The sequence below is a fragment of the Streptomyces sp. NPDC023527 genome (genome assembly GCF_055560115.1).
This window is the reverse complement of sequence record NZ_JBVHJJ010000001.1, coordinates 14,266-28,602: the sequence shown is the minus strand read 5'-3', so window position 1 is coordinate 28,602 and position 14,337 is coordinate 14,266. Positions and strand designations below refer to the sequence as shown.

General features: G+C 71.7%; 10 protein-coding genes. 8 read left to right on the top strand and 2 right to left on the bottom strand.

The genetic code is table 11. The features are described from left to right. Window positions 1-30: 30 nt before the first annotated feature. Complete coding sequence (locus tag ACZ303_RS00120; protein ID WP_467333379.1) at window positions 31-1,974, top strand: hypothetical protein; 1,944 nt, start codon at window positions 31-33, stop codon at window positions 1,972-1,974. Between the two features lie 85 nt (window positions 1,975-2,059). Next, window positions 2,060-2,758, top strand: a complete 699-nt coding sequence (locus ACZ303_RS00115) for a TetR/AcrR family transcriptional regulator (RefSeq protein WP_467333377.1) — start codon at window positions 2,060-2,062, stop codon at window positions 2,756-2,758. A 19-nt stretch (window positions 2,759-2,777) separates the two neighbouring features. Here ACZ303_RS00115 and pulA read toward each other — a convergent pair whose 3' ends face one another. Together pulA and ACZ303_RS00105 are read right to left on the bottom strand one after the other, a co-directional pair. Beyond that, a complete protein-coding gene (gene pulA, locus ACZ303_RS00110) occupies window positions 2,778-5,387 on the bottom strand; it encodes a pullulanase-type alpha-1,6-glucosidase (protein ID WP_467333375.1) in 2,610 nt (869 codons plus the stop codon). Window positions 5,388-5,561: 174 nt separating this feature from the next. Further along, a complete protein-coding gene (locus ACZ303_RS00105; protein ID WP_467333373.1) occupies window positions 5,562-6,959 on the bottom strand; it encodes an alpha-amylase in 1,398 nt (465 codons plus the stop codon). A 299-nt stretch (window positions 6,960-7,258) separates the two neighbouring features. Here ACZ303_RS00105 and ACZ303_RS00100 point away from each other — a divergent pair, with 299 nt between their 5' ends. From ACZ303_RS00100 to ACZ303_RS00075, 6 genes are all read left to right on the top strand, one after another. After that, window positions 7,259-8,560 (top strand): extracellular solute-binding protein, encoded by a 1,302-nt coding sequence (locus ACZ303_RS00100; protein WP_467333371.1) that lies wholly within the window; start codon window positions 7,259-7,261, stop codon window positions 8,558-8,560. Window positions 8,561-8,692: 132 nt separating this feature from the next. Further along, window positions 8,693-9,667: a carbohydrate ABC transporter permease gene (locus ACZ303_RS00095; RefSeq protein WP_467333369.1), complete on the top strand. Its 975-nt coding sequence runs from the start codon at window positions 8,693-8,695 to the stop codon at window positions 9,665-9,667. Next, entirely contained in the window at window positions 9,664-10,512 is an 849-nt protein-coding gene (locus tag ACZ303_RS00090) for a sugar ABC transporter permease (protein WP_467333367.1), read from the top strand. Before ACZ303_RS00095 ends, ACZ303_RS00090 begins: the two co-directional genes overlap by 4 nt. Before the next feature lie 92 nt (window positions 10,513-10,604). Then, window positions 10,605-12,242 carry a glycoside hydrolase family 13 protein gene (locus tag ACZ303_RS00085; RefSeq protein ID WP_467333365.1) on the top strand — a complete coding sequence of 546 codons (1,638 nt, stop codon included), beginning with the start codon at window positions 10,605-10,607 and terminating at the stop codon, window positions 12,240-12,242. A gap of 25 nt (window positions 12,243-12,267) precedes the next feature. Beyond that, window positions 12,268-13,311 (top strand): LacI family DNA-binding transcriptional regulator, encoded by a 1,044-nt coding sequence (locus ACZ303_RS00080; protein WP_467333363.1) that lies wholly within the window; start codon window positions 12,268-12,270, stop codon window positions 13,309-13,311. Between the two features lie 123 nt (window positions 13,312-13,434). Further along, window positions 13,435-14,328 (top strand): phosphatase PAP2 family protein, encoded by an 894-nt coding sequence (locus ACZ303_RS00075; RefSeq protein WP_467333361.1) that lies wholly within the window; start codon window positions 13,435-13,437, stop codon window positions 14,326-14,328. Window positions 14,329-14,337: the final 9 nt, after the last annotated feature.

Below are 14,337 nucleotides of genomic sequence, written 5' to 3'. Positions count from 1 at the left end.
CCATCTCACCATTCACTCGTTCTACGGATCGTGGAGCAGCAAGCGACAGCCCCCCGGACCGTCCCGCCCGTCGACGTCGAGCAGGCCGAGGCCGCGCTCATCGAGCACTACCCGCGCCTGGTGCGGCTCGGGTATCTGGTGCTGCCGCCGTCGCTGGGCCGCAACCGCCGCGTCCTGACGGCGCACGCCCTCGTCCAGCGGGCCCTGCCGCGCAACCGCGTCGGCGCCGCCGAGCTCGCGGGCCTGGCCGTGCCGGCGCCGCGCGGGACCGACGGTTCACCGTCCGACCCGGGGTACGCGTATGTCCGCCAGCGCGTCCTGCGCTCCGCCCTGGAGGCGGGGCGGCCGCGCGGGCGCTGGCAGTTGCCCAGGCCCGGCCAGCTGCCGCCGCTGCTGCCGCAGGTGTGGGGGCTGCGGCTGTTCCCGCGCTCGGGCGGCGCCGACGAACTCGCCCTGGACCAGGCCCTGGCCACGCTCTCCGGGCCCGGCCGCGCCGCGTATGTGCTGCGCGCCCTGGAGCTGTCCGCCGATCGTGACGTGCGGCTCGTGCTGTCGTCGGCCGGGGTGGAGGACCCGGGCGCGGCGCTCGCCGAGGCGGACGGGCTCCGCGCGCCGGCGGGCAGCCGGGACGCCTCGTTGCTGGAGTCGATGGAGTTCGACCCCTGTTCCCTGCAGGCGCGGCCCACGGACCTGATGCGCCGCCGCCAGCACACCCGGGCGGCGATCGCGGCCCTGGCGGCGGTCGTGGTGTGCGGGACGCTGCTGGGCCTGCCGGGCGACGGCTGGGGCCCGAGCGGCGCGGCCGCCCCGCCGTACGCGCGGAACGCGGCGGCGGAGCAGGCCCTCGACCCGGCGAAGCTGACCAGGGTCGCCCCCGGCGCGTGGCGGACGGCGGACCGTTCCGGCTTCGCCGCCTGGCCCGCGCGCGGCAGCAGGGTCGCCGACCAGGAGCTGCTGCGCCGGGCGCTGGCCGTCTGGGCGCGGCCGGGCCGCTCGGTCCAGGTGACGGCCACCCCCGGCACCGCCTCCGGCCCGGCCCCCGGGCCGGCGCAGCTGCTGTACGCGGGCGAGATCGGGCAGGCCGCGGTCGTGGTGCTGTACGACGGCCTGCGCGTGGTGCGCTACGCCGAGTCCAGGAACGGCGGCGGCCAGGGCAGCGCGGCGCTGGACTTCGCCCGTACGGACGCCTCCGACGACGACTCCGCGACGGCGGTCGTGGTGGGCCGCGCCGACAGCAACGTCCGCTATCTGACGGCGCCTTGGGTGAGCTCGGTGGCCGTCCGGGACCTCCTGAAGCCGAAGGCGGCCGGGCAGCCCCTGCGCCTCGCCGACGACGGCGTCACCGACCCGACGCTCAGCCCCGCCCCGACGAACGACTGCCGGAGCTGGCCCGCGCTCCAGATGGGCGAGCACCTGGTGACCGATCTCGGTGAGCTGACCCCGGCCCGGCTCACCACCGGCAGCCCCGGGGGTCCGCGCGACGTCGGCTCCGCCGCGGCGCTCGCCGGCTGGGGTCACACCGCCTGCCACCTCCAGACCGTCCGGTCGCAGGGCGTCCGCTCGGTCAACGTCTGGCCGTTCGCGACCCAGCAGTTGCCCGGCGGTGCCGGCAGCGCCGAGTGGACGTGCGCCCGGGCCGAGACGTGGCGGGGCCCGGGCAGCCGGGTGCTGACCCTGTTCCAGGGGCCGGGCGCCCGGCCGGGCGCGCCGAGCTCGGCCGTCACCCGCGCCGAGGACCACCCCGCCTGCGGGGCGCGCGACCCGCACGTCCTGGCGGGCGTGCTGTGGAAGTCCCCGGGCGGTTCCTGGTACGCCCTGGCGGCGGGCGACCCGGACGTGCGGTCGGTCGTCGCGACGGGCGGGGTGCGGGGCAGCGCCCGGGGGCCGCTGCTGGCCGTGCCGGCGAAGCCGGGCGTACGCACCGAGCTCAGCGGACGGCTGGCCGACGGCAAGAAGCTGACGCCTCTCCGGTGAGGGCCGTCCGCGCGGTGAACAGCCGCCGGACGGTGGGGTTCCGGGCCCTGATCCACCACCCCGACCTGGCATTAGTATGACCGCCATGACGAACGGGGTGCGCCGCAGAATGGCTGTCGAGCAGCGACGCGAGCAGTTGATCGCGGTCGCCCTCGACCTCTTCGGCCACCGCTCCCCCGACGATGTCTCCATCGACGAGATCGCAGCGGCGGCCGGGATATCCCGGCCGCTCGTCTATCACTACTTCCCCGGCAAGCAGAGCCTGTACGAGGCCGCGCTGCGCCGGGCCGCCGACGAGCTGGCGGCGCTCTTCGACGAGCCCCGCGAAGGCCCTTTGGGCGAGCGGCTGTTGCGGGTGATGCGGCGCTTCTTCGACTTCGTCGAGGAGCACGCGACGGGGTTCTCGGCGCTGATGCGCGGCGGCCCGGCGGCGGGCTCCAGCCGCACCTGCGCCATGATCGACGGGGTGCGCCAGGCCGCGTACGAGGAGATGCTCGACCACCTCGGGGTGCGCTGCCCCGCGCCGCGCCTGGAACTGGCCCTGCGCTCCTGGATCTCCCTGACGGAGACGACGGCGCTGCTCTGGCTGGACGGCCGCCGCATCCCCCGCGAGGAGCTGGAGCTCCAGCTCGTCCACGCCTTCGCGGCGCTCACCGCGGTGAGCGCCGCGTACGACGACGACATGGCGGCCGTGCTGCGGCGCATCCTGGCGGACGAGCCGGTGGACGGGCCGCTCGCCGACCTCGTGGGCCGACTCGGCGCGCTCGCCCCTCAGCCGTCCTGAACCTCAGCCGTCCTGGCCCTCAGCCGCCCCGGCCCGCCCGGAAGACGGCCACGGTGCGGCCGGGCACGGTGAAGGTGCCCGACGCGGGGGCGTACGACGCCGACTTGGCGACGGGGTCCGCGCCGCGCGCCTGGACGGGGTGCAGGGCGTAGGGCTGGCCGGCGAGTCCGCCGATGCGCTGGGTCCGCTCGCCGGGGGTGGCGTTGATGACGACGACCAGGTCGGACAGGCGCATGGTGATGACGCCGGGCGTCTCGTCCTCGCCGGACAGCGGGAAGGACAGGGCCGCCTGCACGGCCTCGGTGGTCGGCCGGCTGAACGCCTTCTCCGTCGTACGGATCCGCAGCAGGTCGAGGTAGGCGGCCGAGGCCGAGCGGATCGGCCCGCAGCCCGGCCGGAGCGCGGGGTCGGCGAGGAGGGGCCGGGCGTAGGGCCATTTGGGCTTGTTGTCCGCGGCCGGGGGCAGGCCGCGGCCGAAGCCGTTGCCGTCGGCGCAGTCCCAGTGGAGGGCGTTGAACCAGTCGCCGCTGTCGAAGGAGTTGCGGTCCAGGGACTTCGAGCGCAGCAGGTCCGTACCGGCCTGGGAGAGGGCCGGGCCCTGGGAGAGCGCGGTGGTGGCCATGGCGAGGACCTGTGCCCTGGCCCGGTCGGCGGGCGATGTGGAGCGCGGGAGCTTGTAGGCGAGGGCGTCGTAGAGGCTCTCGTTGTCGTGGGCGTCGGCGTAGGCCAGGGCGTCCCCGGGGGCGGCGGCGTAGCCGGCGGGTGAGCCGTTGTAGTCGACGTCGGCGCCGGTGACGGCGCGGCCGGTGGAGTCGGTGAAGCGGTAGCCGGCGAGGTTGCCGGTCAGGCCGACCTTGATGAGGTCCTGGGCGTGCAGGAGCCGCGCGCGCTGCTCGTCGGGGGTGCCGGGGGTCGAGCCGTTGGGGTCGGTGAAGAGGCCGGAGGCGAAGCCCTGGGCGCGGGGGTCCTCGTCGAAGGGCCCGCCGCCGCGGACGGCGTCGCGGGCGCGGTCGGAGAAGGTGGCGATGCCGGTGCCGGCCATGTTCTTCTGGGTGGCCTGGACGAAGCGGGCGTCGCCCGCGACCTCGCCGAAGTTCCAGCCCTCGCCGTAGAGGACGACCGCCTTGCCGTCGACGCCGTCCTTCGCGACGGTGAGGGCGTCGAGGGCCTTGCGCACGGCGAGGATGTTGGCCTTGGGGTGGTGGCCCATGAGGTCGAAGCGGAAGCCGTCGACCTTGTACTCCTTGGCCCAGGTGACGACGGAGTCGACGACGAGCTTGCCCATCATGGCGTTCTCGGACGCGGTGTTGGCGCAGCAGGTCGAGGTGGCGACGGTGCCGTCGTCGAGGAGGCGCTGGTAGTAGCCGGGGACGACGCGGTCGAGCACGGACTTCTCGTCCTGACCGGCGGTGGGGGTGTGGTTGTAGACGACGTCCATGACGGTCCGCAGTCCGGCCCGGGACAGGCCCTGGACCATCTGCCGGAATTCCCGGGTCCGGCGGGGGCCGTCCGGGTCGGAGGCGTACGAGCCCTCCGGGACGGTGTAGTGGAGGGGGTCGTAGCCCCAGTTGTACGCGTCGCGCGGGGCCGTCTCGGCGACGCACTCCTGCTGCCGGTCGGAGTCGGCGGGCAGGGCGGGGAGGGCGCAGCGCGGGGTGGCCTGGTCGGCACGCCGCTCGGGGATGGTGGCGATGTCGAAGACGGGCAGGAGGTGGACGTAGGAGGTGCCGGCCTTGGCGAGGCGCGCCAGGTGGCGCATGCCGTCGGAGTCCTGGTCGGTGAAGGCGAGGTACTGGCCCGGGTGCGCGGAGGTGCGGTCGGCGACGGAGAAGTCGCGGACGTGCAGCTCCTGGATCCGCGCGTCGCGCGGCGGTACGGCCTTGGGTTTGCGCAGGCCCTGCCAGCCGGGCGGGGCGAGCGCGGGGTCGGCGAGGTCGGTGACCAGGCTGCGGGCGGAGTCGGCGGTCAGGGCGGTGGAGTACGGGTCGGTGACGAGGTTGGTGACGACCTTCCGGACGGTGGGCGCCCAGACGGTGACGGCGTAGCGGTAGGGCTTGCCGGCCCAGTCGGGGGTGCCGGTCGCGCTCCAGACTCCGCTGGCGGCGTCGCGTCGCATGGGGAGGGTGCGGCCGTCGAGTTCCAGGGCGACGCGCCGCGCCGTGGGCGCCCATACGGAGAGGGTGGGGCGGCCGTTCCGGAAGACGGGGCCGAGCCGGGCCTTCGTGGCGGAGGCCGCGTAGAGGTCGTCGAGGACGCCGGGGATCTGTACGCCGGTGGCGACGCCGTCCGTCTCGGCGACGAGCTGTGCGGTGAGCGCGGCGCGCTCTTCGCCGTGGGCGTTCAGGTGGAAGGCGTCGTAGTTCGCCAGGTGCGGGTATTTCGTGCGTTGCTCGGCTGTCAGCCCGCCGGGGAGGCGGGTGAGTTCGAAGCTGCCGCGGTCGTGGACGATGCGGTGGGGGCGGGTGGGGTTGCCGAGGTCTTTGGGCCAGGCGACGGTGGTTTTGTCGATCCATTGGACCTTTGCCCCTTGGGGGGCGGGGGGTGGGTCGGCGTGGGCGGTGCCGTTGCCTGTGCCGGCCAGGGGAAGGGTGAGGGCTATGGCTGTCGCCAGGGTGGCGAGGCGTCTCACGGAACGGTGCTCCTTTGGTTGAGGTTCGTGACCGGGGCTCCGCCCCGGACCCCGGTCCTCGATCTCCCCCAGCTACCGCTGGGAGGTGCCCCCAGACGGGCTGGATATGGCCGAGCTTGATTTTCAAGCCCGGCCGGCGATCGAGGCCAACGGCGGGGTGGGGAAGGGAAACCGCTAGCCACACACACGCGCACCCACATGCAGCGCCAGCGCCGTGTTCGGCGCCACCGTCGCCGAGAAGCGGCCGTCCGCCCCCACCGTCACCCGCCGCCCGCTCTGCACGTCGCAGTAGTCGCCGCCCGGCAGGGACGTCCGGAAGGTGCGGTCGACCGCGTACGACTCGTGGTTGATGACCACATAGCCCTTGTTTCCGCGGCCGAAGGCGATCGCCTGATAGCCGTTGTCCCACCAGTCCGTGACGGCCGCACCCCGTGCCGCGTTGCGGAAGGCGACCATGGACTTGATCTCCGGCCACTTGTGCTGGCACTTCCAGCCGTCCCGCCAACACGCGCTCACCGCGCCCCCGTTGGGCGGACCGGCGTCACGGTCGGTGAACTCGTAGCCGGAGTGGATGTCCGGGGAGCCGTACGGCCAGGCGAGCATGAAGACGTTCACCAGTGTGTAGTTGGCGCCGTCCTTGTAACTGAGGGTGTCGCCGCCGCGCTCGGTGTCGTGGTTGTCGACGAAGACGGACGCCTGGGCGCTCGGCAGGTAACCCCAGCCCTCCCCGTAGTTCCGCAGGTACGCCAGGCGTTCACCGAGGAACACCCGTCGCAGGTCGCGTGCGTAGCGGAACTCCTGGACGGCGCCGTTGCGCAGGTATTCGTCCGGCTGGACGGCTTCTCCGGCGCCGAAGATGGTCTCCTGCTTCCAGGGCGCGTCCGGCCGGGAGGTCCGGGCCTTGATCGCGGCGAGGTCCCCGGTGGGGATGTGCTTGGCGGCGTCGACCCGGAAGCCGTCGACGCCCAGGGAGAGGAGATCGTCGAGGTAGGCGGCGATGCGGGCGCGGACGGGTTCCTCGCCCGTGTCCAGGTCCGCGAGGCCGACGAGCTCGCAGTTCTGGACGTTCCCGCGGTCGCGGTAGTCGGTGACGACGGTGGTGCAGTCGTCCATGTCCTGGCGCTGGTAGACGCCGGGGTAGTCGTACTTCGTATACGTCGAGCCGCCGGTTCCGGTCCCGGAGCCGGCCGCCATGTGGTTGACGACCACGTCGGCGACGACCTTCACACCGGCCGAGTGGCAGGCGTCGGTCATGCCCTTGAACGCGGCCCGGTCACCGAGGCGCCCGGCGATCCGGTAGCCGACGGGCTGGTACGACGTCCACCACTGCGGCCCCTGGATGTGTTCCTGGGGCGGGGAGACCTGGACGGATCCGTAACCGGCGGGGCCGAGGGTCTCCTTGCACTCCTTCGCGACGGAGTCGTATTTCCACTCGAAGAGGACGGCCGTGACGTCCCCTTCCGTGACGGCGCCGGCCTGCGCGGGTGGCGCGCAGGCCAGCGCGCTCGCGACCAGGGCGAGGGCGAGGGGCAGGGCTTTGCGGGCTATCGGGGGCATGGCGGTGGGAGCCATGGCGTCTCCTGGGGGGTGGAGGAAGCGACCTCGTATGGCAACTGCCGTGCCCATAAGGCCCATGAAGGTTCTTGCCGTTCTTGCAGCAAGACTGTCCGCACGACAGGGGTGACGTGCCGCGCAGGTGACCGTACGAGCCACGTCGTCGCCGGTCAAGCCTTTGGACACGGTCCGGTTACGACCCGGAAATCTCGCCTTTTCCTTCTTGCAAGCCCTTTCGCAAGAGATTGCAGCCTGTTAACTTCCTCCACAGCTCGGGCCGCCCGCCACAGGTCGGCCTCCTTGAAGAGGAGATCCATATGCGAAGAGGCATATCGGTCGCCGCCGTCGTCGGCGTGCTGACCCTCACCGCGACCGCGTGCGGCGGTGACAGCGGAGGTGACGGCAGCGACGGCTCCAAGGCGGCCAGCGACCCGGGCAGCGTCAGCGGCTCCGTGACCTGGTGGGACACCTCGGACGCCACCAACGAGGCCCCGGCCTTCAAGAAGCTGGTCTCGGCCTTCGAGAAGAAGTACCCGAAGATCAAGGTCGAGTACGTCAACGTGCCGTTCGACCAGGCGCAGCAGAAGTTCAAGACCGCCGCGTCCACCGGCAAGGGCGCGCCCGACGTGCTGCGCTCGGACGTCGGCTGGACTCCGGGCTTCGCGCAGCTCGGCTACCTCAAGGACCTGACGGGCACGCCCGCGCTCGACAAGAGCGACGACTTCCTCGAAGGGCCGCTGAAGAACGCCGCGTACCAGGGCAAGACGTACGGCGTCCCGCAGGTCACCGACACCCTCGGGCTGCTCTACAACAAGGAGCTGTTCCAGAAGGCCGGCATCGACAAGCCGCCGGCCGACTGGAAGGCGGTCAAGGAGGCCGCCGAGAAGATCAAGGACAAGACCGGAGCGGCCGGCATCGGCCTCAGCCCCGACAGCTACTACTCGCTGCCCTTCCTCTACGGCGAGAACAGCGACATGGTCGACACCGGCAAGAAGAAGATCACCATCTCGAACGCCGCCTCCCTCAAGGGCATCGAGACCGCCGTCGACCTGGTGAAGTCCGGCGCCGCGCCCAAGCCGGCCGGCACCGACGGCTACAACGCCCTCAAGACGGACTTCAAGAACGGCAAGCTGGCGATGCTCATCGACGGGCCGTGGGCGACCAAGGAGATCTTCGGCGGCGACGCGTTCAAGTCCCGGGACAACCTGGGCATCTCGGCCGTCCCGGCCGGCTCCACCGGTACCGCGGGCGCGCCGGTCGGCGGCCACAACCTCGTCGTCTACGCCGGTTCGAAGAACTTCGACGCCTCGTACCTGTTCACGCAGTTCATGACCGCGGCGCAGCAGCAGGAGGAGGTCTCGACGGGCATCGGCGTGCTGCCGACCCGTAAGTCCGCCTACACCAAGGCCGTGCTCGCCGATCCGGTGCGCAGCTCGTACTACGCCGCGCTGGGCAAGGCCCACCCGCGGCCGCCGATCCCGCAGGGCGGCGACCTGTTCACCGAGTGGCTCCAGCACTACACCAAGATCCTCACGCTGAAGGAGGAGCCGAAGCAGGGGCTGGACGCGACGGCCAAGGCGTGGAAGTCGGCGCTGTTGAAGGACTACTCGGTCGAGTAGGCCGGGGACTTTTCCCCCGCCCCTTCCCGGTACCGGGGGCTCCGCCCCCGGACCTCCGGTCCTCCGACGCCGGACAGGCTGCACTGCCAGCCCCGTCCGGCGCCACCTTCCCCCGGACGAAAGCCACCGACCATGACCACCTCCGTTTCCGAGACCGGCAGTCCGCCGCCCGGCCTGCTCACCCGGGCCAGGCGCTCCTTCGACACCCACTGGTACGCCTGGGCCATGGTGCTGCCGGTGGTCGTGGTGCTGGCCGTGCTCGTCGGCTATCCGCTGGGCCGGGGGATCTATCTGTCCTTCACCGACGCCAACGAGGCCAACGTCGGCCGCACCATCGGCGTCAACCACATCGCGTCGACGTACAAGTCCGTCGGGCTGGACAACTACTGGAAGGTGCTCTCCGGGCAGGAGGGCCACTTCTACTCCCGGCTGACCTGGACGGTCGTCTGGACCGCGTCCTGCGTCTTCCTCCACTACACGATCGGCCTCGGGCTGGCGCTGCTCCTCAACCGCCCGATGCGCTTCCGCGCGCTGTACCGCGTGCTGCTGATCCTGCCGTGGGCGGTGCCCGCGTTCGTCGCCACCTTCTCCTGGCGGCTGATGTTCAACGAGAAGTACGGCGTCTTCAACGCCTTCCTGACCGGGCTGGGCCTCGACCCCGTCGACTGGCTCGGTGACAGCACCCTGCAGAAGGTCTCGGCGGTCGCGGTCAACGTGTGGCTGGGCGTTCCGTTCATGATGGTGGCGATCCTGGGCGGACTCCAGGCGATCCCGCGCGAGTTGCACGAGGCGGCGGAGATGGACGGCGCCTCGCCCTGGCAGCGGTTCCGGCACGTGACCCTGCCGGGCCTGCGGCCGGTGAGCGGGACCGTGATCCTGCTGGGCGTCATCTGGACGTTCAACATGTTCCAGGTGATCTACCTGCTGATCGGGCAGGGCGCGAGCTCCGACAGCGAGATCCTGGTGACCTACGCCTACCGCCTCGCCTTCCAGGGCGTGCGCGACTACGCCGGCTCCGCCACGTACGGCATCCTCATCCTCTCGCTGCTGCTGGTCTTCGCCGTCTTCTACCGCCGGATGCTCTCCCGACAGGAGGCTCAGCGATGAGCGCCCTCACCCCACGGCCGCGCGGCGAGCGTTCGCGCGGGGCGTCGGCCGCGCTGCACGCGGCGCTCGTCGCCGCGAGCCTCGTCTCGGTCTTCCCCGTCCTCTTCGTCGTCTTCGTGTCCCTGCGCGGGCGCGACGGCTGGCAGGAGCCCACCCGGTTCGTCGGCTTCGACTTCTCCAACTACACGCACATCCTGGGCGAGACGAAGTTCGCGACCTGGTTCGGGAACTCGGTGATCGTGGCGCTGGGCGCCACCGTGCTCGGGGTGTTCGTGGCGGCGACGGCGGGCTACGCCGTGTCGCGGATGCGCTTCCCCGGTCACCGGCCGCTGATGTGGACGTTCCTCGTCGTTCAGATGTTCCCGATGGCGGTACTGATCGTGCCGTTGTACAACATTCTGGGTGAACTCGAACTCCTGGACTCCTACCTCGGCCTGATCGTGACCTACTGCTCGATCTCCGTACCGTTCTGCGCCTGGATGCTCAAGGGGTACTTCGACACCATTCCCGCCGAGATAGACGAGGCGGGACGGGTGGACGGGCTGAGCCCCTTCGGCACGTTCTGGCGGCTGATCCTGCCGCTCGCCCGGCCCGGCCTGGCCGTCACCGCCTTCTACTCCTTCATCACCGCCTGGGGTGAAGTCGCCTTCGCCACCCAGTTCATGAGCAGCGAGGACCACTACACCCTGGCGGTGGGCCTCCAGACCTTCGTCGGCCAGCAGAAGGCCGAGTGGGGGCTGATGACGGCCGCCGCCGTGCTGATCACCGTGCCGGCCGCGGCGGTCTTCTTCTTCGTCCAGCGCCACCTGATCGCCGGGCTGACGGCCGGCGGCACCAAGGGCTGACCTTGTCGGGCCGGCGTCGTTGACCCGTTCAGTGCGCCGTGCAGCCCGTTCCGCAGCCTTCCGGCCCCGTACCTCGAACCGATAGGACGTACATGACCCAGGATCTCGCGCCCTCCGTCCGCGGCCAGGGCGCCGCCCCCTCCTCGCCACAGGCGGAGGGCTGGTGGCGCAGCGCCGTCATCTACCAGGTGTACGTGCGCTCCTTCGCCGACAGTGACGGTGACGGCGTCGGCGATCTGCGAGGGATCCGCGAGCGGCTGCCGCACCTGGCCGGGCTGGGCGTGGACGCGGTGTGGCTGACGCCGTTCTACGCCTCTCCGCAGGCCGACGGCGGTTACGACGTGGCGGACTACCGGGCCGTGGACCCGCTGTTCGGGGATCTGTCGGACGCCGACGACCTGGTCCGCGAAGCGCACCGGCTGGGGCTGCGGATCATTGTCGACATCGTGCCCAACCACACCTCGGACCAGCACCTGTGGTTCAGAGCCGCGCTCGCGGACCGGCCGGGCGGGCCGGCCCGGAGCCGCTACCACTTCCGGCCGGGCAAGGGGAAGGACGGCGAACTGCCGCCCAACGACTGGGAGTCCGTCTTCGGCGGCCCGGCGTGGACCCGCACGGCCGGTCCCGACGGCACGCCGGGCGAGTGGTACCTCCACCTGTTCGCACCCGAGCAGCCGGACCTCAACTGGGACAGCCAGGAGGTGCGGGAGGAGTTCGAGTCCGTGCTGCGGTTCTGGCTGGACCTGGGCGTGGACGGCTTCCGGATCGACGTGGCGCACGGCATGGTCAAGGCGCCCGGCCTGCCGGACATCGGCCGCACGGAGCAGGCGAAGCTGATCGGCGCGCAGGTGCTGCCGTTCTTCGACCAGGACGGGGTGCACGAGATCCACCGCTCCTGGCGGCAGCTGCTGGACTCCTACGAGGGCGAGCGGATCGGCGTCGCCGAGGCGTGGGCGCCGACCTCGGAGCGGCTCGCGCTGTACGTGCGCCCCGACGAACTGCACCAGGCTTTCAACTTCCAGTTCCTGACCTGCGCGTGGGGCGCGGAGGCCATGCGGACGGTGATCGACGAGTCCCTGGCCGCCACGCTGTCGGTGGGCGCGCCCACCACGTGGGTGCTGTCCAACCACGACGTGGTGCGGCACACCACCCGCTACGGCGGCGGCGAGCGCGGGCTGCGGCGGGCGCGCGCGGCGGCGCTGCTGATGCTGGCCCTGCCGGGTTCGGCGTATGTCTACCAGGGCGAGGAGCTGGGCCTGCCGGAGGTCGTGGACCTGCCGGACGAGGTGCGCCAGGACCCGGCGTTCTTCCGGGGCGACGGCCAGGACGGCACCCGGGACGGCTGCCGGGTGCCGCTGCCGTGGTCGGGCGAGTCGGCCCCGTACGGCTTCGGGCCGGGCGGCAGCTGGCTGCCGCAGCCCGGGGACTGGCGGGAGCTGACGGTGGCCGCGCAGTCCGGTGACCCGCGCTCGACGCTGGAGCTCTACCGCTCGGCGCTGACGCTGCGCCGGGAGCTGCCGGGCCTGGGCGACGGGGAGATGACGTGGCTGGAGGCGCCCGCGGGCGTGCTGGCCTTCTCGCGGCCCGGATTCGTCTGCACGCTCAACACGCTGGGCGACGAGGTGGAGCTGCCGGTGCCGGGCCGTCCCGTGCTCGCCACCTCGGCCCTGGAATTCGTTGGCGGAACGGTCCGCATCCCCTCCGATTCCTGTGTTTGGTGGGCAGTCTGAGATGCGCCCGGTAAGGTCCAGTCCTGTGACCGCCCGGCTAGCCGATATCGCAGCCCAGGCGGGTGTCAGCGAAGCAACCGTCAGTCGCGTCCTCAATGGGAAGCCGGGGGTGGCCGCCTCCACCCGCCAGTCCGTGCTGGCCGCGCTCGATGTGCTGGGCTACGAGCGTCCCGTACGGCTGCGGCAGCGCAGCGAGGGCCTGGTCGGGCTGATCACCCCGGAGCTGGAGAACCCCATCTTCCCGGCGTTCGCCCAGGTCATCGGGCAGGCGCTGACCCGGCAGGGGTATACGCCGGTGCTGGCCACGCAGACGCCGGGCGGCTCCACGGAGGACGAGCTGACGGAGATGCTCGTCGACCGCGGGGTCGCCGGGATCATCTTCGTCTCCGGGCTGCACGCGGACACCTCGGCCGACATGCAGCGCTATGAGCGGCTGCGCGGCCAGGGCGTGCCGTTCGTGCTCATCAACGGCTTCTCCGCGAAGGTCCGGGCGCCGTTCGTCTCGCCCGACGACCGGGCGGCGGTCCGGCTCGCCGTCACCCATTTGGCCGCATTGGGCCACCGGCGGATCGGGCTGGCGCTGGGGCCCAAGCGCTATGTGCCGGTGCAGCGGAAGATAGAGGGTTTCCTGCGCAGCATGCGGGAGCAGCTGGGCGTGGCGGAGGCGGAGGCGGAGTTGCTCATCGAGCACTCGCTCTACAGCCTGGAGGGCGGCCAGGCCGCGGCGGCGGCGCTGATGGACCGGGGCTGCACGGCCGTGGTGTGCGCCAGCGACATGATGGCGCTGGGTGTCGTGCGCGCGGTGCGCCAGCTCGGCCTGGAGGTGCCGCGGGACGTCTCGGTGGTGGGCTTCGACGACTCACCGCTCATCGCCTTCACGGACCCGCCGCTGACCACGATCCGCCAGCCCGTGCAGTCGATGGGGCAGGCGGCCGTGCGGGCGCTGCTGGAGGAGATCGGGGGGACGCCGGCGCCGCACAGCGAGTTCGTCTTCCTCCCGGAGTTGGTGGTTCGCGGTTCAACCGCCTCTGCCCCGGGGGGCCGTGCGGCGAGTCCGGAAGGGCCCTGAGAACAGGGCCGTACTGGCGCTCGTACGGGCGCTCGTACGGAGGCCCTGAATCGTACGGAAAGCGGCGAAGACCAGACTTGGGGATGATCTGCCCCAGGACGCTTTCTGGCAGACTGTTTCCCTATGGGTGAAGCGACAGTAAGGACACTGGAAGGCCGGACGGCCGCCCCGCCACCCACCGAGGAGCGAGCGGGCCGGCCGTCGGCGGATCGTCCCATTCTGCGACAACTCAGCCTGCGGAGGCTGCGCTCGCCGCGGAGGCCGCGCCTGTGGTTCGAGGTGCTGCTGATCGCCGTCAGTTACTGGACGTACTCCCTCGTGCGCAACGCCGTCCCCGAGCAGCGGGCGGCGGCGATGCGCAACGCCGACTGGATATGGCGCGCGGAGCACGCTCTGCACATCGCGGTCGAGAACTCCGTCAACCACGCCGTCAATTCGGTGACGTGGCTGATCGTGGGCATGAACTACTACTACGCCACCTTGCACTTCATCCTGACGATCGGGGTGCTGGTGTGGCTGTACCGCTGGCATCCCGGCCGCTATGCCGCGGCCCGGCTGGCCCTCTTCGCCACGACCGGTGTCGCGTTGCTCGGCTATTACCTCTATCCTCTGGCCCCGCCCCGGCTGATGGGCGGCGTCGACTTCGTCGACACGGTCGTGGTGCACCACACGTGGGGCTCCATGGCCTCCGGCAATCTGGCCAATGTGTCCAATCAGTACGCGGCGATGCCGTCGATGCACATCGGCTGGTCGACGTGGTGCGGCGTCACCATCGCGCTGCTGGCCCGCCCGGTGTGGGCGCGGGTGTTCGGGGCGCTGTATCCGCTGGCCACGCTCGTGGTGATCGTGGCGACCGCCAACCACTTCTGGCTGGACGCGGTCGGCGGTCTGCTGTGCCTGTCCTTCGGCTTCGCCCTGTCCTTCGGGTGGTACCGCTCCTTCCCGCACCGGCTGGCCCGCCATGTCGCGGTCAAGGCGCCGGTCGCCGCGAGCGCCGGGACGCCCCAGGCTCCGTAGCGCCGGGCC